This is a genomic window from Streptomyces sp. NPDC056224 (genome assembly GCF_042267665.1).
Classification (GTDB): domain Bacteria; phylum Actinomycetota; class Actinomycetes; order Streptomycetales; family Streptomycetaceae; genus Streptomyces.
This window is the reverse complement of sequence record NZ_JBHJTK010000004.1, coordinates 174,852-196,036: the sequence shown is the minus strand read 5'-3', so window position 1 is coordinate 196,036 and position 21,185 is coordinate 174,852. Positions and strand designations below refer to the sequence as shown.

Sequence of the window (21,185 nt, the reverse complement as noted above, 5' to 3'; positions counted from 1 at the left end):
GAGGGGGTCAGCGGCGGCGGGCGCGGGTGCGCTTCACCTTGAGTTCCTCGAAGCGCGGCACGTCGCCTTCGCGGACCCGCTGCCAGGCCCGGCGGTAGAGTTCCGCGGACGGTTCCGCGGGCAGCAGCATGCCGGGCAGGGGGTGGCCGTACATCGGGAGCTTCCACCGCTCCACCGGGAGCGCCGGGGATGCCATGTCCGCCCATCCGCCCGGCAGGAACAGCGAGCGCCCGGCCCGGCTCCGGCCGGCCGACACCACCAGGTCGGTGGCGGCCAGTTCGGCGCGGGCGGCCTTCAGGCGGGCCGGCTTCCAGCCGGTCCAGCGCGCGGTGTTGCGGTCGGTGGGGTCGGGCATGGCGAGCAGCGCGAGGTACAGGGTGGCCGCGTCCGCGCCCAGTCCGTGCTCTTCGGCGACCTCGGCCACCAGGTCGGGGACCGACCGGCTCGGGTCCTGCGGCCACCACGTGCCGTCCTGGTCGACGGTGCCCGCCGCCGGGGAGCCCGGGTCGGCCAGCAGGGCGGCGAAGCGCGGGTCGTGCGCGGTCAGCAGCGCCGCCTCCACGCCCGAGATCCGCTGGTCGTCGCCGCGCAGCAGCGGCAGGTAGGGGTCGGAGCCGGTGGAGTCCAGCAGGGCCGGGCACAGCGCGGGCTTGGGCTGCCCGTCGTGGGTGGCCATGACGACCGCGCCGTACCGCTCGTAGCCCTCGCCGGTCCCGGTGGGTGTGCCGGCCGCCTTCCGGAAGTCGGACAGGCTGGTGAAGCGTCCGGTGCAGAGCAACAGTTCGGGCGCGGCGAGCCGCTGCCGCACGGCGGTCAGGGCGGGCGGCAGGGCGGCGCGCACGGGATCACCCGCGGGCAGCCGGTGGGCCAGCCAGGCCGCCATGGCCATGGTCCCGGTCAGCACGGCCGAGGTGAAGGGCTCGGTGGCCGGCTGGACGGGCTCCACGTGGTCGCCCCGCACCGTCCACGCCACGTCGGCGGAGAGTTCCCGCGAGGCCGCCGGGTCCAGGACGGCGGGCAGGGCGCGGTGGGCGGCCCACCCGCCGCGCACGGCCCGCGCGCCCTCGGCGAGCAGCCAGTCGGGCACCCGCGTACGGCGTCCCACGCGCCGGTTCCACACCTCGGCCGCGGCGGCCGCGTCCGGCCCCTCGGTCCACAGCCGTGCCGGGTCGGCGGGCAGCAGCGCCGCGACCACGGCCCGCCGTACCGCGCCGTCGAGGCTCTTGAGCTCGTCACGGGCGTGCGCGGCCTCGGTGGCCTTGACGCCGAGGGCGGTCCGCAGGTCGGCGGGCAGGAAGTTGCTCTGCCAGCTGTCGACGTGGGGCAGGCCGGCGATCACCAGCCGGGCCAGGGCGCCGGGGACTCCGGTGAGGCGGGCGAACTCCTCGGCGGCCTCGGGAACGAAGGGCGCGGGCCCGCGGCGGGCGGCCTCCCGGAGGAAGGACTCCAGCCAGCCGGCGTCGCGCCCCGGGTCGCCGAGCGGGGCCTCGCGGCGCAGGGTGTAGGGCCCGGGGACGGTGAAGCGGCCGGCGGGGTCGTGGAGCAGGGCACCGAACTCATGGCCGTCGGGCACGGACTCGCTGTGCTCGGTCAGGGCGATGACGGCGCCGCCGCCGAGCGGGAGCACGCTGCGGTGGTAGAGGCTGCGTTCGATGCCGTCGGGGGTGCGCAGGTGGCGCTGGTCGAGGTGGAGCAGCACCCGGCGCCAGCGGCCGGCGGAGCCCCCGGCCGAGGCCAGGCCCAGGGAGTCGACCGCGCCGAGCAGGGCGAGGACGGCCTCGCGCTGGTCGTCGGTGGCACCGACGGCGACGGCCCGGTACGCGGCGGCGGCCGGCTGGTCGAGCAGCGGCGTCCACTGCAGTCCCGAGTACGGCAGCGCGGGCACGTCGAAGTGGAGCCGGCCGGGCGTCGCGGCCGCGCCGGTCCGCGCGCAGGCGGCGGCGAGTTCGCGCAGGAGGCGGTGGGCGACGTCGGTGTCCGCGCCGTTGCGGTAGTAGGAGGTGCCCGTGAGCCCGCTCAGCGCCTCGTCGAGGAGCCGGTCGGTGGGTCCCTGCACGGTCTCCTCGACGGCGCCCGCCTGCGGGTGGAGCCGGGCGGCGACCGCGTCCAGGGACTTCTGCTGGGTGAGGGCGAAGCGCAGGACCTCGACGATGCCGCCGACCAGCCGGGGGGCGGTCACCCGGGGCAGGGCCGCACGCACCAGGTCGGGCAGGTCGGTGGCCTTGTCCGCCGCCGCGGCGGCCTTGAGGAGGGTGCCGATGGTCTCCCGGTCGGCCGTGCGCAGCGCGGCGGAGCCCTCCGGGTCGCGCGGGCGCAGGGCGTACCAGTGCGAGAGCGGCGGCAGGTCCACGCTCCCGGTGCCGAAGGACGCCCTGCGGTGGTCGCCCCGGGACTGGGCGGTGACCACGCCCTCCGGGTCGCTGATGCTCAGCTCGCGCCAGCGGTGCGACAGGGCGCGCGGCCGGTCGTCGCCGGGGAAGGTGAGCGCGGCGATCGGGTGGTCGCCGCCTTCGGGCACGGTGACGGTGCGGCCCCCGGTGTCGGTCCCCTGCCAGCCGTGGCCGGGGGTCTTGACGGCGCGCCAGCCGAGCAGGCCGTCGGCGGGTGCGCCGAGGACCGAGCCCTCGACGGTGGGCGCGGGCCGCAGCCAGCCGGTGTGGCCGGTGGCGACGGCCTCTTCCTGATGGGCGGGCAGCGCGTCGGAGAGGAATCCGGGCTGGGAGAACCGGCCCAGCGCGTTGCCGGCGGGGTCGTACTCGCGCCAGCCGCTTCCCGTGTTCTCGCCGGACCGGTCGCCTTCGCAGGACTGGTCGCGCCGCTGCCACACCCAGTACGAGGTGCCGTCGGACAGCACCGGCCGCTCGTCCGGCAGTGCGGTGTCGCCGCGGTGCAGGACGCCGCCGCCGGTGGTGCGGCCGCCGCCCGGGAGCGGCAGGGAGACGTGCTCGGACCGCAGCGCCCAGTGGTTGCGGTCGGTGTCCAGGGTGAAGACGGTGCCGGGCGAGGAGTGCCAGTAGCCCTCGGTCCGGTCGGCGCTCCAGGCGGACCAGAAGACGAGCAGGTCGCCGTCGACGTAGTGGAATCCGTACCGGTAATTGGATCCGGTGGGGACGCGCAGGTCGTGCGTGAGGACGGTGCCGTCGGCGTCGATGACGCGGACCTGGGTCTCGTTGGCGACGATCAGGTACGGCCAGGCCTCGACGACCGTCAGCCCCTGGCGGCCCTGGCCGGGCGTCAGATCGGCGACCGCGCTCTCCCAGGCGGGCCAGACCAGCTCCTCGAAGAGGCCGGCGCGCAGGGTGCGGGCGAGGGTCTCGCCGAGATCGGTGGCGGCTGCGGCGGCGACCTCCTCGGGAGCGAGTTCCAGGGCTTCGGCGGGCAGCCAGGTCAGCCGCTGGATGGCGTCGGGCACGCCGGGCAGGCCTGCCGCGGTGGAGGCGCGGGCGACGCCGCGCATCCACTCGGTCAGCAGCGGGCGGGTGCCGGGCGAGGCGGCGACGCGCCGGACGACGGTGGTCCCGCCGGCGGCGTCGCCGAAGGCGTTCAGGGCCCGGTGGAACGCGGGGTGGAAGCGCGCGTCGGCGGCGACCGCGGCCAGGTCACGGCGGCGGTCGGCCGCGGCCCAGTCGCGCAGGTTCAGCTGGCTGTGCTGGTACCTCTTGTCTTCTGGATCGGGATCGGCGACCGGGACCTGCAGCGTGAGCAGCAGGTCGAGGAGGTCGGCGTCCTCGACGCCCACCCGCAGGCCCGCCTCCCGGCCGGGGCGGGAGAGTTCGGCGCGCAGCTGCGCCGCGCAGCGCGTGACGAGGTCGAGCAGCGGCGGGGGTGTGGGGCGGGTGCCCCAGCCGGCGTGGCGGGCGGCGTGGAAGCGCTCCAGCCAGCCGGCGGTGCCGTCGGCGCACCGCTCCTCGGCGGGCGCTTGCGCCGATTCCAGCCCGGCGGTGGCGCCGGACTCCTCCAGGATGTCCAGCCACAGGCCGGTGAGTTCGACGCTGTCGCCGCCGCCGGGCGGGGTCAGCGTCAGGAGCGTGCCGCGTACGGACGGAACGCGCCGGGCGAGCGCGACGAGCGCGCCGCGGTGGGCCTTCCACCAGCCGGTCGCGGCGCGCAGGGTGGCGGGCAGCGGCAGCAGTTCGGCGAGGTACTCCTGCTCGGGCACGGTGCCCGTCATGCCCGCGGCGCGGGCCAGGCGGCGCAGCTCGGTGGCCGCCTGCGCGGAGGGCGGCAGCCCGCCCGCGGTGCGGCGCACGCACAGGCGGCGGAAGCGCTCGTGGGCCTCGGCGGGGCTCACGCGGACGGCCAGTTCCTTGCCGTAGCCGGTGAGCACCTTGACCGGCAGGGCGCCGGCCAGGGCGAATTCGAGGAAGACGGCGTCCAGGCGGTCCTCGTCGACGCTCAGCCCGTATTGGGCCTCCGCGCTGCGGGCGCGGCCGAACAGCTGGGCGGCGTACGTGGTGTTCTCGACGGCGAGGAAGATGCGGGCGGCCTGCTCGTGGAAGACCGGCAGGAAGTGCGGGACGGCGGCGGCGAGCCGCCCGGCCAGCTCGTGGCAGGCGTCGAGGGCCGCCTTGGGCTTCGTCTTGGCCTGCCGTGCGATGCGGTCGAGTTCGGGCACGACGGCGAGGGCGTGGTGGCCGTCCTCGGGATGGTGGACGAGGACCCACTCGGGGAAGCCGAGTGCCTGGCGGTGGCCGAGGCCGACGACGGGCGGCTCGCCCTCCTCGCGCACCAGGCCCAGGAAGCCTGCGGCGAGGTCCTCGGCCGCGCCCAGTTCGGCGGCGGCCAGCCGGACGACGACGCGGTCGTCGCCGAGGGCGGGGTGGCGGTAGGCACGCGCGGTCAGGTCGACGGCGGTGGGGCCCGCGCCCCCGGTGCCGTGCGGCAGTACCGCCCCGGCCTTGAGCAGCAGTTCGGCCTCGCTCACGGACGCGCCGTCCTTCCCCGTGGTGGTGCTGTCGGTGGTGATGGTGTTCTCGGTGCTGCTGTCGGTGGTGCTCACGCGTCCCCGCCCTCCTCGATCTTGCGCCCGGCGTACAGCGCCGCGGCCATCCGCATCCCCTCGGACCAGGCCACCGGTCCGACCTCGGCCAGGCGCACCGCCCGGCCGTCCTCGCCGTGCCAGGTCAGGGCGCCGGTGGTGGTCTCGTCTTCGTAGTAGGGCTCGCCGATCCACACCGCGGCCTCCGTGGCCCGGCCGGTGTCGCGGACCTTGCAGGTGGCGTAGCCGCCGGAGACCCGGTAGCCGAGGCCGGTCGCCCGGGCGGCGAGGCTGAAACGGGTGGGGAACGATCCGCCCGCGTAGTCGCGTACCTCGGTGGCGGTGGGCGCGAGCCCGGCGGGCTTTCGCCAGGTGGCACGGTGGATCTGCTCGACCCGCTGCACGATGCCCAGTTCGGCGGCGAAGTCCCGCACGTCCTCCAGGTCGGGCAGCAGCACCGGGTGCGGCAGGGTCACCGTGCGCGGGGACAGCCGTACGGTCTCGCCGTCGAGGTTGACCACCTTCAGCTCACCGGACTCGGTGGCGTCCCGCAGGAAGCCCACCTCGTCGGGGTCGTCGCCGACCACGGCCAGGTCGCGCAGGGCGCTCTGCCAGGCCTCGTCCGGCCACACCCGGGCGAGCAGCGCGGTCGGCACGGGCAGCGAGGACACCATCCAGGTGTCGACCTGGGCGATGCAGGCGGCCTCGTGGCGGTCGAGCCATTCGGCGAGCCGGCGCAGCCGGTCCACCTCGGGATGGTCCTTCAGCGCCTTGGGCAGGGTCTTCAGCTGCCGCCCCGCCGACCGGCCGGTGGTGGGCCGCGCCGCCACCCGCCCTTCCACCAGGGCGATCTCGTACCCCTCGCCCGCCGCCACCCATGCCATCAGCCCGCGTCCCTCCGCCTGTCCCGCACATGTCCGCGCAGCCCTGACACGGGGGTCAAAGCCCCCCTGAGCTGCGGTATGCCGGGAGACTAGCGAGTGCCACTGACAACGCCCGCCGGAGGGTGGGAGGTCGGTTCTTTGTCCGGTTCTGGGTAGTGTTCAGGAGACGTTGACACGCAGTCGGTTTGGGGTGGGGCTCATGGTTCGTCAGATACGGGTGCCTGCCGCGGCCCTGGCGGTGTCGCTGCTGCTGACCGTGGCGGGCTGCTCCGACCAGGCCCCGTCGGGCACGGGCCCGGACGCGAAGCCCTCCGCCCCGCGCGTCACCCCCGGCGCCTCCGGACCGGCCGACGGCAAGCCCGCCGGCGGGGACGTGCTGCCGGGCATGGTCACGGCGGCGGAGGCCCGGACCAGGCTGGCCGCGCTGAAGGTGGCGCCGGCCGGGACGATGGCCGGTTACAGCCGCGACAAGTTCACGCACTGGGCGCAGCAGGGCGACAAGTGCGACACCCGCGAGGTGGTCCTCCAGCGGGACGGGACGGGCGTGGCGCGGGACTCCGAGTGCCGAGCCGTATCCGGCAGGTGGAAGAGCTTCTACGACGGGATGGTCGTCACGGACGCGGCGAAGATGGACATCGACCACATGGTGCCGCTCGCGGAGGGCTGGCGCTCGGGGGCGGCGGCCTGGGACTCCGCCCGGCGCAAGGCCTTCGCCAACGACCTGGCCCACCCCCAGCTGCTGGCCGTGACCGCGGCCTCGAACCGCTCGAAGGGCGACCAGGGCCCGGACCTCTGGCAGCCCCCGGACAGGGCCGCCTGGTGCCAGTACGGACGGGCCTGGACCACCGTCAAATCCGCCTACGCGCTGACCGTCACCGAACCGGAGAAGAAGATGCTCGCCACCATGCTGGACACCTGCACCTCATGACCGGCGGACAGCAGTGGCAGGACCGGGTGCTCGCGGGGCCGGGAGGGGCGATGACCGACGAGGTCGGTGTCATCACCGGCCCGCTCACCTTGCGCACCGCGGCGGTGGCCGGTGGGCTGGCCCGGTTCGACGTCCAGTACACCGACGCCGACGAGTGGTACACGCTCACCGGCAGCCCCCTGCCCCACCACGGTGACCCCGCGGCCCTGCACACCGCGGCCCTCGCCGCGATCCGTGCGGGCCGTGGGGCCCGGGCCCCGGGCAGCGCCCCCGCCTGAGCCGCGCGGCGGCGCGGGGCCGGGGCGGCGGGGCGGGGCTGCGGGGATCAGGCCTCGTACTCGGTCAGGTCGATGCTGTGGACCTGCAGGAGGTAGTGGTGCTCGGGTTCGGTCGTATCGCGCTCCAGCACCATGCCGAGCTTGCGGATCACGTTCTCGGAATCGTCGTTTCCCGCCCGGTTGACCGCGATGACCCGGTCGAGTCCGCGGTCCTGGAGCGCGAACTCCAGCGTGGCCTGGGCGGCCTCGGACGCGTAGCCCTGGCCCCAGTACTGACGGCCGAGCCGCCAGCTGATGTCCACCGCGGGCAGCACTTCCGGCAGGTACTCGGGCACCGAGAGGCCGACGACGCCGATGAGCTCGCCGGATCCGAGGAGCTCCACGGCGAAGAGCCCGAAGCCCTCCTCGTCCCACTCCTCCTCCCAGCGCTCGAGGTCCTCGGCGGTCTGGTCCAGGTCGCGGGTGGAGCCGTCACCGATCCAGCGCATCACCTCCGGGTCGGCGTTGATCTCCGACAGGGGGACCAGGTCGTCGTCGGTCCAGCGGCGGAGGAGGAGTCGGGGGGTACGGATCTCGGTCATGCCCCACATCCTGCCGAAAGTCGGCGGACCAGCGGTAATCGGCCATTGCCGCACGGGCGCGGATTCGTGGCGATCACGGCGGGAATGTCTTCAGCGGCTCGCCCCGGGCCTCCGCGGTCCGTGGGTACACAGCGACCGAAGAGAGAACCGACATGCCGTTCGACCCGTCCGACGAGAGCCGGTACGACCGCACGCGCCTGCGGCAGTGGGCGCGCGGCCGGGCCCGCTCCGCCGGAGTGGACCGCCGCGACCTGCTCAGGCTGTTCGCGGCGGGAGCCGCCGCCGGGCCCCTGGGGCTGGGCGCCGCCGGGACGGCCTCGGCCGCGACCGGTGGCGCCGATGCGAGCGCCGCCGCCGAGGCGGCCGAGGCCCCCGGGATCGTCAAACCGCTGCCGCCCGAGCTGTTCACCATCCGCGGCACCAACGCGGAGACGAACTTCGCCGCCCTGCGCGGCACCGGCCCGCTCACTCCCGTCGACCGGTTCTTCGTACGGAACCACACCTCCACCCCGCTGGTCGAAGCCGGCGGATGGAAGCTGACGGTGTGGGGGGACGGGCTGGCGGGCGGCCCGGTCGAGGTCTCCTACGACCGGCTGCGCGCACTGCCGGCGGTCGAGCGGACGCTGTTCATCGAGTGCGCGGGCAACGGCCGCAGCTTCTACGCGACCCAGCAGGGCCAGGAGATCAGCGGCACCCCGTGGACCCTGGGCGGGATCGGCGTCGGCCACTGGCGCGGTGCGCGGCTGTCGGACGTACTGCGTCTGGCGGGGGTCACGCGCGGCGCGGTCGACGTACTGCCGCGGGGGCTGGACGCCGAGGTGGTCACGAACGGGGTGAACCTCGGGCGGGTGCGGCGCCCGATGCCGGTCTCGAAGGCGCTGGACGACGTACTGCTCGCCTACGGGATGAACGGGGGGCCGCTGCCGCCCGACCACGGCGGCCCGGTCCGCCTGGTCGTGCCGGAGTGGACCGGGATCTCCTCGGTCAAGTGGGTCGGTGACATCGAGGTGAGCGGCCGGCCGCTGTACTCGCCGTGGAACACCGACACCTACCGGCTGTTCGGGCCCGGGTATCCGGCGCAGGGCGCCCCGTTCACCCGGCAGACCCTCAAGAGCGCCTTCGAGCTGGAGCCGGGGGCGACCGTTGCGGTTCACCGGACGCGGCTGCTGACCGGCCGCTCCTGGTCGGGCGCGGCCCCCGTGCGGCAGGTCGAGGTCAGCACCGACGGCGGCGTCCACTGGCAGCGGGCCCGGCTGCACGATGCGCCGCGCCGGGGCAGCTGGATGCGCTGGTCGCTGCCGTGGACCCCGCGGGCCGTCGGTGCCACGGCGCTGCTGGCCCGGGCGACCGACGCCACCGGGCGCACGCAGCCCGCGACGGCCGCCCCCAACACGCAGGGCTACCTCTTCGACGCGGTCGTGCGGCACCCGGTGACGGTGGTCTGAGCGACGGCGGCTCACGGGGTGTGGAAGCGGACCTCCGGCGCGTCGGCGGCGGGGCCGTCCAGGACGGGCTGGGGCGTACCCCCCAGGTGCTGGTCGAAGAAGGCTCCGACGTAGCGCCGGGTCAGCTCGACCGAGCGGGCGCCGGACAGCGGGGCCTCGGGTGAGGGGATCCCCAGCCGGTCGCCGATCACCGGGAAGTCGCTGAAGGTGAAGTGGCCGGAGTCCGCGAAGGTGATCCAGCGCTTCCAGCCGTCGAGCTTCGGCCAGTCGCGGTCCCAGCTCGGATTGCCGCCGGGGCTCCGGCCCTGCGCGCCGAGCAGCATGAAGGGGCGGCCGCCGAGCCCGGCCTGTGGGACGGGCGTCGCGAGTCCGCCGTCCATGTTGACCCCGGCGCGCACCCTGGGGTCGGCCGCCATCGCGGCGGCCGCCGACGCGCCGCCGATGGAGTGGCCCGCCATCGCGATGCGGCTCGCGTCGATGAGGCCGGCGTGGCGCCAGGCCGGGTCTCGTCCGGTGAGCCGGTCCAGGAGGAAGGACACGTCGCGGGCGCGGGTGTCGCTGACCGCTTGCATGCCGCCCGCCGACTCGACCTTCTCGCAGGCCAGGCACTCCAGCACGCGCCCGCCGGGGAAGGCGGTCCCCGCGCTCTCGTACGCGTGGTCGACCGCGGCGACGACGTAGCCGCGCGAGGCGAGGTCCTCGGCGAGCGCGGTGAGGGTGGCGCGCGGGACGGTGAAGCCCGGAGAGAGCACGATCAGCGGATAGCGCCCCGCGACGGGACGGGCGTGGGACCGGGAGTGGGCCGCCGTGCCGGCCAGGGTCTCGACCGGGATCGCCCCGTCCAGCCCCTGGTCGACCAGCAGCAGCCGGGCCTCCTCGCGGGTGAGGTAGCGCACGGGACCGCCGCTGCCGCGCTGCGCCGGATAGCGCATGGTCACCATCAGCTCGCGCGGCCCGGACCGGGCCCAGGGGTCGGTCCGGCTGCGGTCCACGAGGTGCAGCGTCTCCTGTCCCACGGAGAAACGGCCGGTGGGGCGCGGGAGTTCCACCGTGGTACGACGGGTCTCGGCCGCCGCGGACGGGGAATCGGCGGCGGCCGAGGTGCCCGCGGCGGCGAGCGGGAACGGCAGGAGCAGGGCGAGTAAGACGGCGGCGGAAGCCGCCCGGCGTCGGTTCACGGCTGCGAGGTTCACGGCTGCGAGGTTCATAATTGCGAACCTACTCAGCGGGACCTGCCGGATCGTCAACGCACAGGAGGAGGCTCCCCTCCCACCTGGGAAGGGCCCGGCTCACCCGGAAGTCGTAGTCGCCGCGGTGACGCTGATGGCGCGGAGCTTCTCCCGCAGGTACGTGTGGGAATCGACCGGGTCGTGCACCACGCGCCCGACGGGGGCGGGCAGCGACTCCACTCGGGTGTGCGGATCGCACTCGTAGAAGTAGACCAGCGAGATCAGCTCCTCGGTGGGCGCGTCGGCGGGCGGCGGCAGTACGCGGTGGCGGCCCGCGCGCCACCGGTCCCCCGTCCAACGGGCCATCAGGTCACCGATGTTGACCGTGAGCGCGGCCGGGTCGTACGGGGCGTCCTGCCAGCCGTCGGCGTCGGTGTGGATCTGCAGCCCGCCCGCGCCCTGCTGGCGGTCGAGGATCGTGACCGTGCCGAAGTCGGTGTGCGCCCCGATGCGGAACTGGCCGGGCCGCGGCCGCCCGACCACCTCGGTGCCCGGGTACCAGTTGAGGTTGAACCCCCAGGTGGGGTGGGAGGTGTGGCGGGTGAAGTGATCCTCGTCGAGGCCGAGGGCGGTGGCGAGCAGTTCCAGCAACTCGTCGGAGAGGGCCCGCATCAGGCTCAGGTACTCGGTCACCAGCGGCCGCAGTGCGGGCGCCTGAGCCGGCCAGGTGTTGGGACGGAACCACTCGGCGTCCACTCCGGGCACACCGGTGGGGTCGTCCGCGGCCCAGGACCAGGACTCCTTCAGGTCGGGCGGCGATGCCGTTCCTTCCGCGTAGCTGTTGGCCTCGGCGCCCGGGCCGAGCCACCCCCGGCCGCCGACGGCGACCGCGTAGGGGGCCTTCACCGGGGCGGGCAGCCGGAAGAACCCGCGTGCCGCCTCCCGGATCCGGGCGGGCAGCGCGGGGTCCACCCCGTGGCCGGTCACCAGCAGGAAGCCCGCCACCCTCAGCGCTTCGTCGACGCGGGCCGCCGTACGCGCGCGGGCGTCGGGTCCGCCGGACCGCCACGGCCCGAGATCGATCACGGGAACCTGGGATTGCACCACGGGAGACCTGCCTTCCGAGCCTGTTCCGAGCCTGCGGGGGCGTCCGGATCAGAGGCTATCGCCCGGGCTCCGCCTCCGCCGCGAGGACGCCGGAGCATCACGCTTACCGGTGGTGACGGCCGACACCGGCGACGGTGACCGCGTAGAGCATCCGGAAAAGGACCAGAATGGGACCATAAGGCCGGGAGCTCATGAGGGACGGAGCACGTCGTGGAGATTTCGACCAAGGAGGTCTTCGGAGCTCCGTGCTGGGTGAGCCTGATGGCCCGCGACCTGGAGACGGCGCAGCGTTTCTACGCCGCGGTCGCGGGCTGGAGGTTCCGGCGCGCCCGCCTCGGCGACGCCTTCTCCGTCGCCGAGCTGGACGGCGTTCCGGTGGCGGGCATCGGAGCGCTCGCCTCCGACCTGGGAGTCGCCGTGGCGTGGACCCCGTACTTCGCCGTCGACGACGCCGATGCGGCGGTGGACCGGATCCGGGAGCGCACCGGCACCATCGCGGTCGGCCCGGTCTCCTTCGTCTCCGGCGGCCGCGCGGCGCTCGCCGCCGACCCCGACGGCGCCGTCTTCGGCATCTGGCAGGGCTCCGTCTCCGCCCACTGGCGGGTGGGGAAGGGCCGCGCGCCGGCCTGGCTGGAGCTGCGGACCAGGAACGCCTTCGACGCGGCGATCTTCTACGGCGCGGTGCTGGAGTGGGCCACCGGCCGCTCCGGCTGCTGCGAGGTCTCGTACGAGGAGGACCAGGTCGTGCTGCGGCAGGGCGGCGAGCCCGTCGCCCGCCTCAACAGCGGTCCGGTCGAGCTCGCCTCCTACTCCCCGCACACCAGGCCGCGCTGGCACGTGCACTTCCGCGTCCCCGCGCTCGGCCCCGCCATCGAGGCCGCCGAGTCACTGGGCGGGCGCACCGTCTCGGACATCACGTCGAACGCCACGGAGCGGTGGGTGGCGCTGCGTGACCCCGACGGAGCGCTGTTCACCCTGACGACGTCATTGGAGGCGGGCCCGGGCTGACGTCGCCACGGGTCCGCCACGGGTCGGCCACGGGTCACGGTGCCCTCAGGGGAGCTCCGGGACGAAGGGGAGGTAGTCCTCTCCGTTGACGGCGGGGATCACGGTGTAGCTCGCCTCGGGCAGTTCGTTCCACATCCCGGGGAGATTGCCCAGCGGCTCGGAGACCACGAGACGGGTCGCGTCGGAGACCTCGCTGAGGAAGTCCAGCTCGGGGTGGAGGTGGCGGACGGTGTCGGCCTTGCTGCTGTAGAACAGCGATCGCGACAGCCCCTCGCTGGAATAGCGGAACGCCCACAGCCGCTCGCCGTCGCTCACCGCCACCGTCATCTGGAGCGGGTCGGGCACACCGTGCTCCTTGCCGAGCCGCTCGACCAGGCCGGCCATCCGCGCGACCGCGCCCGGCACGTCCTGGTCGAGGCCGTAGGTGACCGCGAGGTAGAACATCACCTCGGAGTCCGTGGAGCCTTCGATGGAGGGGAAGAGGGCCGGGTCCACGGCCATGCACAGGTCCCGCTGCAAACGCTGGAAGTCCATGATCGCCCCGTTGTGCATCCACAGCCACCGTCCGTGCCGGAAGGGGTGGCAGTTGGTCTGCTGGATCGCCGATCCCGTGGAAGCCCGGACGTGCGCGAAGAAGAGCGGCGAGCGCACGTGGGCGGCCAGCTCGCGCAGGTTGCGGTTGTTCCACGCCGGTGCGATGTCCCGGAAGACGGCGGGCGTGCCGTCACCGGTGCCGTCCGCGCTGTACCAGCCGATGCCGAAGCCGTCACCGTTGGTCGACTCCACTCCCATGCGCGCGTGGAGGCTCTGGTTGATGAGCGAGTGTTCCGGACGGTAGAGCACCGCGTCGAGCGTCAGGGGCGAACCCGAGTAGGCGAGCCAGCGACACATGGACACCATCCCCTTTTCAGCCTGGTCCGAGCCTAAGCCAGTGGGCGGGACGGGGCGCGCCTGGTCGTCCGTACGGGTCACGCTCGGTGACCGTTCGAGATGCGGGGGCGGAGCGCTGCTGGTTCGCTGGATCCGCCCGCTCTCCCCCACAGATCCAAGGAGCGATCGATGAGCGTTTCAGGCGAGTCCCGCGGCCGGTCCCAGCAGATGCGCGCCAAGGCACAGGAGCTGAACGAAGCGGCGGACCGTTCGCAGGACGCGGAGGAACGACAGCGCCTGCGCGACAAGGCCCGCCGCCTCATGGAGCAGAGCCAGCAGGAGAGCCGGATGGACGACCGGGGCATGGACCCCATGTAGCCCGTCCCCGGTAACCGGGCACACCGGCCGGTGGCCGCCGCGATCCCCCGTCGCCGCGGACACCGGCCGGCGCGGTCCCGGGCGCCCGCCGGCACGTACCGGGTGACGTGGTGGACCCGGCCGCGGCGCCGGGCGAGGCTGCGGCCGGGGCGGCGACCGCGTCGTGCCCGCGGAAGAGGGCGGCGAACCGGGCGGGGGCGGGGCGTCCACCGGGCTGCCCACCGGGCCGGGCTGGACGACGGGGGTCCGAGCCGGGCCTCGGTCCGGTCCTGGACGGCTCCGCCGTACCGCCGCACCACGGGCATGGGGCGGCCGGGTCCGGGTAGCCGCGTGTCATGACGAGTGGCGAAGAGACACGCGCAGGTGTACGACGCGAAGGCGTACGGACCGCCGCCCGGGGCGGCACGGGCCGAGAGGTCCTCGCCCGGTGCGGGCTGGTGACCCGCGGTGTGCTGTACATGCTCGTCGGCGTGCTCGCCGTCCGGGTGGCGTTCGGTGACGGCGGGCAGGAGGCGGACCGCAAGGGGGCCTTGCAGGAACTCGCGGGGAAGCCCCTCGGCGGGGTCCTCGTGTGGGCCGTCGGCATCGGCCTGGTGTGCATGATGCTGTGGCGGCTGTCCGAGGCGGTGTTCGGCGCGGCCGGCTCCGACGGCGACAAGGCCGGCAAGCGACTGGCGTCGGCGGCGCGGACCGTCTTCTACGGAGCCGCCGCGTTCTCGGTGCTGTCCTTCGCGGCCGGGTCCGGCGGCCAGCCGTCCGGCGACGAGCAGTCGCGCGACATGACGGCCCGGGCGATGGAGCTGCCCGGCGGGCCGTGGTGGGTCGGCGCGGCCGGTGCGGCGATCGCCGTCGGGGGCGTCGTGATCGCCGTGCAGGCGGCCCGGCGCACGTTCCGCGAACACCTGGCGATGGACCGGACGCCCGAGGCGGTCCGCAACGCGGTCGAGTTCCTCGGGGTCACCGGTGGCGTGGCCCGCGGTGCCGTGTTCGCCGCGGCCGGCGCCTTCGTCGTGTACGCCGCGGTCCGCTACGACCCGGCGCAGGCGAAGGGCGTCGACGACACCCTCCGCACTTTCACGCAGACCCCGGCGGGACCCTGGCTCCTCGTGGTGGTCGCCGCCGGGCTCGTGCTGTTCGGGCTGTTCTCCTGGGCGTTGGCCGTCTGGCGCCGGGTCTGAGGGAGCCTGACCGCGATGACGACGCGGTGGTTCAGAGCCGGACCGTCCACTGCGCGGTGGAGCGCAGGGTGCGGGCGATCCCGGGGTCGCGCACCGCGGGGGTGCGGTCCTCCGCGGTGACCGACAGCCGGTGCGTGCGGAAGTCGAACAGCCACAGGTCGGCCACCGCCACCTCGGTCCGGCCCTCGAACCTCTTCAGCTCCCTGCCGTCCAGGTACCACCTGACCACGAGCCGGCGCCCGTCCGCACCTGCCAGCTCCGGCACGGCCGCCTTCGCGGTGTGGCGCACCCGCAGGGTGCGGTCGGTCGGGGTGAGCGGCGTGACGGTCTTGGCGTGCTGGTAGAAGCCGCCGATCATCGCCTCGACACCGGGAAGATTGAAGGGCTTGCCGAGTACCCGCATGATCGAGTTGTCCGTGGGACGGTACAGGCCGGAGACGTAGTAGCCGCCGCCCTCGTACGTGCCGACCGTGCCGCCGTCCGGGGACGGCTCGCCGAGCCAGCGGTACCACTTCGCCCGCTGTCCGGCCATCGGGCCGGCGGCCAGGGTGGAGCTGTTGGACTCGCCGGGCTCGGAACCGGTGTACTTCTCGTAGTCCGGGACGCCCGGGTAGAAGTACTCGTCGGCGAGCTTGCCGAGCGAGTGGCCGGTCTCGTGGATGGCGACCTGGCCGGACTTCGCGTGTCCGGCCGAGGCGGTCGAGATCCCCTCGTAGCCGAGGGTGGTGCTGCGCTCGTTGTAGCCGGCTCCGCCGTACTTGGCGCTGTTGGCCAGCACGATGACCAGGTCGGCGGCCGGCGCCTTGGCCACGTACGCGTCGACCTTGGGCTGGTCGATGCAGAGCAGCCGCTCGATGTCCTCGCACCAGAAGTGCGAACCGAGGGCGGTGTCGCGGACGGTGGCGGCGTCCGGGTCTCCGGAGACCCCGGACTCGCGGGAGACGGCGTCGACGGTCCACACGTTGAAGAGGTTCCGGTAGGTGGTGTACGGCTCGACGGCCGTCACCTCGTCCCACTTCTGCCGGGCGTCGGTGTGGAAGCGTTCCAGTTCGGCGGCCGTGTAGCCGTCGCCGATGACGACGACGTCGAGCCGGTCGGCCGTGGAACCGTTGTCGATCATCTTGGCGACCTCGCCGTCGGCCGCCCGCTCGGCGGCGGAGAGGCCGCCCGCGCTCTTCGCCGGGGCGCCGGCGGCCGGGACACGGGTGTGGCCGGATCCCGCGTCACCTCCGTGCTCCGGCCCCGGTATCTCGACCTCCACCCCGGCCGCCCCCGCCCCGGCCCCCACCCCGGCCTTCACCGGCGCGTCGGCTCCGCGCGCGGGCCCGGCGGCCATCAGCACGGCGGTGGCACAGGCCGCCGCGACGGCTCCGCGCAGAGCGGCACGGACGGCTGGACGGCCGGCCTGATGTCTGGCTTGACGCATGAAGTCATCCCCCTGGAAAGGAAGTTAAGCATCGAGATAAGCCTGTTGAATCGGTTGCTTAAATTAGGTGGCGCGCGGGGCGTGCGCAATGGCCTGTTCCCCCTGAATACTTGGGAGTCCGCACAACCAGGGGGAATCCATGGACGAACCGGCCGCAATCGGCAGCAGGGTTCAGCGCATGCGCGGCGAACTCGGCCTGACGCAGAGACAGTTGGCCGAGCCCAACTACACGCCTGCCTACATCTCCACACTGGAGTCGGGCAGGGTCCGCCCCTCCGAGACCGCGCTGCGCTTCCTCGCCGGGCGCCTGGGCACCACGTACGAAGAGCTGGCCACCGGCCGCCCCGCCCACTTGGCCACCGAAGTACGGCTCGCCCTCGCCGAGGCCCAGCAGACGCTCGCGACCGGCGCCGCCGACGAGGCCGCCGTCCGCTACCGGCGGCTGCTCGACGAAGCGGAAGAACTCGCCCTGGTCCCCGAGCAGGCGGAGGCGCTGCTCGGACTGGGCGACTGCGCCCTGGAATCCGGTGAACTGCCCGACGCGATCCGTCACTTCGAAGCGGCCGAGCGGCTGCTGGCCGATGAGCCGCTGCCCCGACGCGCCCGCCCCATCCGTGGCCGCGCCGTCGCGCACCTGCTCGCCGGAGAACTGCGCTACGCCTGCTACCTGCTGGAATCCACCATCGACGAGCTGAACACGAGCGGACTGGCCGACCCCGAGGCGCTGGTCCTGCTCTACGCGGCGGTGATCGGGCCGTACATCGACATGGGCGCCCACGCCCGGGCCGCCCACGCGGCCGAGCTCGCCCTCGCACTGGCCCCGCAGGTCACCGATCCGGCGCTGGTGGCGGGGATGCACCGGCAGGTGGCGCGGACGTTCCTCACCGAGGGGCGCGTGGCCGACGCCGACGCTTCCCTCGCCAAGGCCCAGGTGATCTACGGGCAGCTGCGGCTGCGGACCGATCTGGCGCACTGCCACTGGATGCGCGGTTACGTACAGGCCCAGAACGGCGAACTCGATTCGGCCGAGCGGGAGTTGCGTACGGCCAGGCAGATGCTGTCGGCCCGGCGCGCCGCCCTGTACACGGCGCAGGTGGAGGTGGAGCTGGCCGACGTACTGCGCCGGCTCGGCCGGTACGCGGAGGCCGCGCAGCTGCTGTCGGCGCTACTGGAGCTCGGTGACAGCCACGGCGCCGTGCACGCGGGCGGAGCACACCGGCTCCTCGGCCTGATGGCCGAGGAGCGCGGCGAGCCCGAGTCCGCCGAGGAGCACTACGTGCAGGCGCTGGCGCTGCTGGAGCGCAGCGGGGCCACGGGCGACCTGGCCGATCTGTGCCGGATGCTGGGCGACCTGCTGCGCCGGACCGGACGGACGGAAGCCGCCTTGGACGCCTACCGCACGGGCCTGGGCCACCGGGCGGCGCCGGGCACCACGACCCTGGGCCCGGCGCCCGTCGCGCCCGCGTTCCGGGCGGAGCGGGTCAGTGGTTCCCGGTGGGCTGGAGATCGCGCGGAATGAGCGCCCAGGTCGTCACCGCGGCGGCGACCGCGAGACCGCCGGCCATGAGGAACGCCGGGGTGATCGCGTGGGTGTAGGCCTGCGAGGCGGTGTCGAGCAGTGCCCGGCCGACGGCGCCTCCCAGCCGCTCGGCGGTGTGGGCGGCCTCGCCCACGGAGTCCCGGACGGCGGCGCTGCTCGGGCCGTCCAGGTCGAGGGCGGGCAGGTTGTCCCGGTAGAGCGCGGCGGCGGTCGAGCCGAGGACGGCGACACCCATGGCCGAGCCCAGTTCGTAGCAGGTCTCCTCGATGGCGGCGGCGCTGGAGACCTCGTCCGCGGGCGCCGCGGCGATCAGCGTGACCGAGGCGACCGTGGTCGCCGTGCCGGCGCCGAGGCCCATGACGGTCAGGGCTGCGGCGAAGGCGGGGTAGCCGAGTTCGGTGAACTGCTGGAGGGTCCAGGGCACGGCCATGCCCGCGGCCAGGACGACCAGCCCCGCGCCCAGCACGTGCCGGATCGCGAACCGCTGCATCAGGGCGGGGGCCGCCATCGAGGCGCAGATCAGGGCGAGCGGCGCGGGCAGCAGCCGCAGGCCGGCCTCCAGCGGCGGGTAGCCCTGGCCGTACTGGAACCACTGGGTGACCAGGAACAGGATCGCGCCCATGCCCACCATGGGCAGGAAGATCGCGGTGGCCGCGACGCTGAAGGCGGGCTTGGCGAAGAGCCGTACCTGGAGCAGCGGGTTGTCCACGCGCAGCTGGCGGCGCACGAAGACGGTCAGCGCCACCGCGGCGAGCAGGAGCAGCGCCCAGGGCAGCGGGTCGCCGACGCCGCTCTTGCCGAGCTGCTTGATGCCTCCGGCGAGGGCGAGCATGCGCGATGGACTGGCCGACGCCCCACCAGTCCCACGCGCCGGTGCTGCGCCAGGCGCGTGATTCGGGGAGGTAGCGCAGCCCGGTCGCCGTGATCACGGCAGCGACGGGGAGGTTGAGGAGGAAGGCGGAGTGCCAGCCGTAGTCCTGGACCAGCAGCCCGCCGACGACCGGACCGAAGGCCATGCCGCCGCCGAAGACGGCCGCCCAGACGGCGAGCGCGAAGGCGCGCTCCCTGGCGTCGGTGAAGACGCCGCGCAGGATCGACAGGGTGGCGGGCATGATGGCCGCGCCGCCGACGCCGAGGAGGGCGCGGGCCGCGATGACGTGCCAGGCCTCGGTGGACAGGACGGCCATGAGCGAGGCGAGCGAGAAGATGCCGAAGCCCGCCATGAGCAGCCGCTTGCGGCCCCAGCGGTCCCCGAGCGCGCCGGCGGTGACCAGCAGGCCGGACAGGGCGAGGGCGTAGACGTCGATGATCCACAGCTGCTGCACGGCGGACGGCTGGAGGTCGCCGAATAGCGAGGGAAGGCCACGTTGAGGATCGTGGTGTCCATGGAGATGAGCAGGAGGCTGCCGGAGAGGATCGCCAGGACGATCCACCGGCTGGGGTCCTGCGCGGGGGTGTGCATGAGAGTCCGATCAGGGGTGCGCGGAGGGCGGGGGCGCGGTGTGCGCCCCGCTCAGGAAGGACGTCAGGACCAGGTGCCCGATCTGCCGGGGGGCGAGGTGCCCGTCGCGGACGCCCTCGGCGGCAGCGTCGAGCAGACCCCAGAGCGAGTACCAGATCCAGTACGGCGGCAGGTCTCCGCGCAGCCTCCCGAGCCGCTGGCCCAGCGCGAGGAAGGCCAGCGCCCGCCGGTCCTGCCGGTGGACGCCCGCCCGGAACTCGGGGTCGGCGAGCACGGTGGCGTCCCGCGACGTGAAGCCGTACAGGTGCGCCGCGGGCATCAGGGCGAGGACCAAATCCTCCAGCGCCGCGTCGAAGGCGGCGCCGTCGGCCGCCTCCGGCAGGTCGGCCGGGGTCAGACACTCGTCGACCACCTGGATCGCCCGCACCGCGACGGCCTTCAACAGCGCCTCGCGGGTCGCGTAACGGCGGCTGAGCGTGGCACGGCTCGTCCCGATCCCGGCCGCGATCTGCATGGGGCCCACCGCCCCGGGTAGGAGCCCCAGGGGCACATCGATCGGGAGAGCGCATGCGCGACGACGGCCACGACGCCGAACGGGGCGACGGCAGGAACGAAACCGAACAGGAACGCGCTGACCGGCAGTGGCAGGAGCTGGTGCAGGAGATCCGGGTCGCCCAGACAGGCGTGCAGATCCTCTTCGGCTTCCTCCTGACGGTGGTGTTCACCCCGCATTTCCAGGGCCTGGCCCAGACGGAGAAGACGGTCTACATCGTCACCGTCGTCCTCGGGTCCCTGGCGACCGGCGCACTCATCGGTCCGGTCGCCTTCCACCGCATCGTGTCGGGCCGCCGCATCAAGCCCCAGGCCGTCGTCTGGGCCTCACGGCTCACCTTCGCGGGCCTCGTCCTGCTGCTGGCCACCCTCACCACCGCGCTCTTCCTGGTCCTGCGGGTGGCCACGGACAGCACCGTCGTCCCGTGGCTGGTGGCCGGCGTGCTGGCCTGGTACCTGCTGTGCTGGTTCGTCCTGCCGCTGTGGGCACGCAGCCGCTACACGAGCACGGGCTGACGCCCGGCACGCCCCGCCCGCCCTGCCCGCTCCGCCCGGCCCCGGGCGGAGCCAGTGCTGCGACCGGCGAGGTTCACCGGGGCAATACACCTGGGCCGTCTCTTCCGGATCTGCCTGACCCGCGACGCTCCCCCGGCTATCGCTGGGAGGCGCCCCCAGGCACCGCGCCTCGCGGCGTCGCGGCGTGTCCGAAAGAGACGACCTGGCCAGTCGGGCTGGCTAGTCGGGCCCGGTCCAGTCGAAGGTGATGTGCTTGCTGGACCGGCCTTCGCGGCTCCAGAGGAAGCCGTGGGCGTCGGCGCGGTCCATCGTCGAGCGGCCCCAGGTCGCGACCTGGCCCGGTCCGGTCTCCGCACCCGGCAGGTTGGTCGACTGGACGCGCGCACCCTCCGGGGTCGTGGGTCCCGTGAGCGCGACCGCGCTCGCCTCGACCCGGCCCGGTACCACGGCCCGCCAGCTCGCGAGGTCGCCGGCGACCTCGACCTCGATGGGGGCGAACTCCATGCCGCGCATTTCGGCGCCCATCATGCTCACCATCTGGGCCGGCCAACTGCCCGCCTGCCCACCGAAGATCATCTGAAGCGCCTCGCGCTGGGGGTCGTCGGCGCGCTCGTCGACGAAGACCGCGGCGTACGTGTCCGTGTGCTCGGCCCAGATGTTGCCGACGAACGAGGCCACCATCAGCACGTTCAGGCCGTCCAGCCGTACGTCACCGTAACGGCCCTCGCGGATGTGCCAGGCCAGGATGCCGTCGCAATCGCCGTGGGTGGGCAGCTGTGCGAACGAGCAGGGGCAGGGCACGTTGCACTTGCAGGTGTCGAACCAGTCGCCCGCCGCGTGCCACCGGGGAACGGTCGCCGTCGTCTCGGACATCTCCCTGCCTCC

18 protein-coding genes and 1 pseudogene are annotated in these 21,185 nt (G+C 74.1%); 8 read left to right on the top strand and 11 right to left on the bottom strand.

The genetic code is table 11. The features are described 5' to 3' along the window. Positions 1-7 precede the first annotated feature (7 nt). Positions 8-4,999 carry a DNA-binding protein gene (locus ACFCZ1_RS08210; RefSeq protein ID WP_376677573.1) on the bottom strand — a complete coding sequence of 1,664 codons (4,992 nt, stop codon included), beginning with the start codon at positions 4,997-4,999 and terminating at the stop codon, positions 8-10. Beyond that, the gene (locus ACFCZ1_RS08205) at positions 4,996-5,862 is read right to left on the bottom strand and encodes a DUF4132 domain-containing protein (RefSeq protein ID WP_376677572.1); all 867 of its coding nucleotides are present in this window, start codon (positions 5,860-5,862) and stop codon (positions 4,996-4,998) included. Before ACFCZ1_RS08205 ends, ACFCZ1_RS08210 begins: the two co-directional genes overlap by 4 nt. 199 nt (positions 5,863-6,061) lie before the next feature. Between ACFCZ1_RS08205 and ACFCZ1_RS08200 the strand changes: the two genes are divergently transcribed. Then, positions 6,062-6,790 carry a DUF1524 domain-containing protein gene (locus ACFCZ1_RS08200; RefSeq protein WP_376677571.1) on the top strand — a complete coding sequence of 243 codons (729 nt, stop codon included), beginning with the start codon at positions 6,062-6,064 and terminating at the stop codon, positions 6,788-6,790. Next, entirely contained in the window at positions 6,787-7,068 is a 282-nt protein-coding gene (locus ACFCZ1_RS08195) for a hypothetical protein (RefSeq protein WP_376677570.1), read from the top strand. Before ACFCZ1_RS08200 ends, ACFCZ1_RS08195 begins: the two co-directional genes overlap by 4 nt. Before the next feature lie 47 nt (positions 7,069-7,115). On the opposite strand, the gene ACFCZ1_RS08190 is transcribed toward ACFCZ1_RS08195, so the two are convergent. Further along, a complete protein-coding gene (locus tag ACFCZ1_RS08190; protein ID WP_376677569.1) occupies positions 7,116-7,649 on the bottom strand; it encodes a GNAT family N-acetyltransferase in 534 nt (177 codons plus the stop codon). Positions 7,650-7,801: 152 nt separating this feature from the next. On the opposite strand from ACFCZ1_RS08190, the gene ACFCZ1_RS08185 reads away from it, so the two are divergent. Further along, positions 7,802-9,094, top strand: coding sequence for a sulfite oxidase (locus tag ACFCZ1_RS08185; protein ID WP_376677568.1), 1,293 nt, complete (start codon positions 7,802-7,804; stop codon positions 9,092-9,094). 11 nt (positions 9,095-9,105) lie between these two features. Here ACFCZ1_RS08185 and ACFCZ1_RS08180 read toward each other — a convergent pair whose 3' ends face one another. Together ACFCZ1_RS08180 and ACFCZ1_RS08175 are read right to left on the bottom strand one after the other, a co-directional pair. Continuing rightward, complete coding sequence (locus tag ACFCZ1_RS08180) at positions 9,106-10,302, bottom strand: alpha/beta hydrolase family protein (protein WP_376677567.1); 1,197 nt, start codon at positions 10,300-10,302, stop codon at positions 9,106-9,108. 81 nt (positions 10,303-10,383) lie between these two features. Next, entirely contained in the window at positions 10,384-11,370 is a 987-nt protein-coding gene (locus tag ACFCZ1_RS08175) for an isopenicillin N synthase family dioxygenase (protein WP_376677566.1), read from the bottom strand. Between the two features lie 261 nt (positions 11,371-11,631). Here ACFCZ1_RS08175 and ACFCZ1_RS08170 point away from each other — a divergent pair, with 261 nt between their 5' ends. Then, complete coding sequence (locus tag ACFCZ1_RS08170) at positions 11,632-12,378, top strand: VOC family protein (RefSeq protein ID WP_376677705.1); 747 nt, start codon at positions 11,632-11,634, stop codon at positions 12,376-12,378. A gap of 45 nt (positions 12,379-12,423) precedes the next feature. On the opposite strand, the gene ACFCZ1_RS08165 is transcribed toward ACFCZ1_RS08170, so the two are convergent. Continuing rightward, on the bottom strand, positions 12,424-13,269 hold the full coding sequence (locus ACFCZ1_RS08165; RefSeq protein ID WP_376677565.1) for a class II glutamine amidotransferase: 846 nt from the start codon (positions 13,267-13,269) through the stop codon (positions 12,424-12,426). A gap of 168 nt (positions 13,270-13,437) precedes the next feature. On the opposite strand from ACFCZ1_RS08165, the gene ACFCZ1_RS08160 reads away from it, so the two are divergent. Together ACFCZ1_RS08160 and ACFCZ1_RS08155 are read left to right on the top strand one after the other, a co-directional pair. Further along, complete coding sequence (locus ACFCZ1_RS08160) at positions 13,438-13,626, top strand: DUF6381 family protein (protein ID WP_328929341.1); 189 nt, start codon at positions 13,438-13,440, stop codon at positions 13,624-13,626. Between the two features lie 335 nt (positions 13,627-13,961). Further along, complete coding sequence (locus ACFCZ1_RS08155) at positions 13,962-14,804, top strand: DUF1206 domain-containing protein (RefSeq protein WP_376677564.1); 843 nt, start codon at positions 13,962-13,964, stop codon at positions 14,802-14,804. A gap of 31 nt (positions 14,805-14,835) precedes the next feature. On the opposite strand, the gene ACFCZ1_RS08150 is transcribed toward ACFCZ1_RS08155, so the two are convergent. Continuing rightward, entirely contained in the window at positions 14,836-16,230 is a 1,395-nt protein-coding gene (locus ACFCZ1_RS08150; protein ID WP_376677563.1) for a M64 family metallopeptidase, read from the bottom strand. Positions 16,231-16,369: 139 nt separating this feature from the next. On the opposite strand from ACFCZ1_RS08150, the gene ACFCZ1_RS08145 reads away from it, so the two are divergent. Continuing rightward, complete coding sequence (locus ACFCZ1_RS08145) at positions 16,370-17,749, top strand: tetratricopeptide repeat protein (protein ID WP_376677562.1); 1,380 nt, start codon at positions 16,370-16,372, stop codon at positions 17,747-17,749. Here ACFCZ1_RS08145 and ACFCZ1_RS08140 read toward each other — a convergent pair. From ACFCZ1_RS08140 to ACFCZ1_RS08130, 3 genes and pseudogenes are all read right to left on the bottom strand, one after another. Then, the gene (locus tag ACFCZ1_RS08140) at positions 17,712-18,602 is read right to left on the bottom strand and encodes a hypothetical protein (protein WP_376677561.1); all 891 of its coding nucleotides are present in this window, start codon (positions 18,600-18,602) and stop codon (positions 17,712-17,714) included. The two genes, ACFCZ1_RS08145 and ACFCZ1_RS08140, sit on opposite strands and share 38 nt — an antisense overlap. A gap of 61 nt (positions 18,603-18,663) precedes the next feature. Next, positions 18,664-19,095 (bottom strand): annotated as a pseudogene (locus ACFCZ1_RS08135) (MFS transporter); the annotation flags it as partial. Positions 19,096-19,242: 147 nt separating this feature from the next. Then, entirely contained in the window at positions 19,243-19,746 is a 504-nt protein-coding gene (locus tag ACFCZ1_RS08130) for a TetR/AcrR family transcriptional regulator (protein ID WP_376677560.1), read from the bottom strand. A 53-nt stretch (positions 19,747-19,799) separates the two neighbouring features. Between ACFCZ1_RS08130 and ACFCZ1_RS08125 the strand changes: the two genes are divergently transcribed. After that, entirely contained in the window at positions 19,800-20,300 is a 501-nt protein-coding gene (locus tag ACFCZ1_RS08125) for a DUF6328 family protein (RefSeq protein ID WP_376677559.1), read from the top strand. A 219-nt stretch (positions 20,301-20,519) separates the two neighbouring features. Here ACFCZ1_RS08125 and ACFCZ1_RS08120 read toward each other — a convergent pair whose 3' ends face one another. Beyond that, positions 20,520-21,173 carry a DUF1326 domain-containing protein gene (locus ACFCZ1_RS08120; protein ID WP_376677558.1) on the bottom strand — a complete coding sequence of 218 codons (654 nt, stop codon included), beginning with the start codon at positions 21,171-21,173 and terminating at the stop codon, positions 20,520-20,522. Positions 21,174-21,185: the final 12 nt, after the last annotated feature.

What these genes read in the sequence shown, in the direction of transcription:
- ACFCZ1_RS08205 (WP_376677572.1), bottom strand. Translation starts at nt 5,862, where the DNA reads ATGGCATGGGTGGCGGCGGGCGAGGGGTACGAGATCGCCCTGGTGGAA.
- ACFCZ1_RS08160 (WP_328929341.1), top strand. Translation starts at nt 13,438, where the DNA reads ATGAGCGTTTCAGGCGAGTCCCGCGGCCGGTCCCAGCAGATGCGCGCC.
- ACFCZ1_RS08150 (WP_376677563.1), bottom strand. Translation starts at nt 16,230, where the DNA reads ATGCGTCAAGCCAGACATCAGGCCGGCCGTCCAGCCGTCCGTGCCGCT.
- ACFCZ1_RS08125 (WP_376677559.1), top strand. Translation starts at nt 19,800, where the DNA reads ATGCGCGACGACGGCCACGACGCCGAACGGGGCGACGGCAGGAACGAA.
- ACFCZ1_RS08130 (WP_376677560.1), bottom strand. Translation starts at nt 19,746, where the DNA reads ATGCAGATCGCGGCCGGGATCGGGACGAGCCGTGCCACGCTCAGCCGC.
- ACFCZ1_RS08120 (WP_376677558.1), bottom strand. Translation starts at nt 21,173, where the DNA reads ATGTCCGAGACGACGGCGACCGTTCCCCGGTGGCACGCGGCGGGCGAC.
- ACFCZ1_RS08195 (WP_376677570.1), top strand. Translation starts at nt 6,787, where the DNA reads ATGACCGGCGGACAGCAGTGGCAGGACCGGGTGCTCGCGGGGCCGGGA.
- ACFCZ1_RS08140 (WP_376677561.1), bottom strand. Translation starts at nt 18,602, where the DNA reads ATGCTCGCCCTCGCCGGAGGCATCAAGCAGCTCGGCAAGAGCGGCGTC.
- ACFCZ1_RS08200 (WP_376677571.1), top strand. Translation starts at nt 6,062, where the DNA reads ATGGTTCGTCAGATACGGGTGCCTGCCGCGGCCCTGGCGGTGTCGCTG.
- ACFCZ1_RS08190 (WP_376677569.1), bottom strand. Translation starts at nt 7,649, where the DNA reads ATGACCGAGATCCGTACCCCCCGACTCCTCCTCCGCCGCTGGACCGAC.
- ACFCZ1_RS08170 (WP_376677705.1), top strand. Translation starts at nt 11,632, where the DNA reads ATGGCCCGCGACCTGGAGACGGCGCAGCGTTTCTACGCCGCGGTCGCG.
- ACFCZ1_RS08155 (WP_376677564.1), top strand. Translation starts at nt 13,962, where the DNA reads ATGACGAGTGGCGAAGAGACACGCGCAGGTGTACGACGCGAAGGCGTA.
- ACFCZ1_RS08145 (WP_376677562.1), top strand. Translation starts at nt 16,370, where the DNA reads ATGGACGAACCGGCCGCAATCGGCAGCAGGGTTCAGCGCATGCGCGGC.
- ACFCZ1_RS08180 (WP_376677567.1), bottom strand. Translation starts at nt 10,302, where the DNA reads ATGAACCTCGCAGCCGTGAACCTCGCAGCCGTGAACCGACGCCGGGCG.
- ACFCZ1_RS08185 (WP_376677568.1), top strand. Translation starts at nt 7,802, where the DNA reads ATGCCGTTCGACCCGTCCGACGAGAGCCGGTACGACCGCACGCGCCTG.
- ACFCZ1_RS08165 (WP_376677565.1), bottom strand. Translation starts at nt 13,269, where the DNA reads ATGTGTCGCTGGCTCGCCTACTCGGGTTCGCCCCTGACGCTCGACGCG.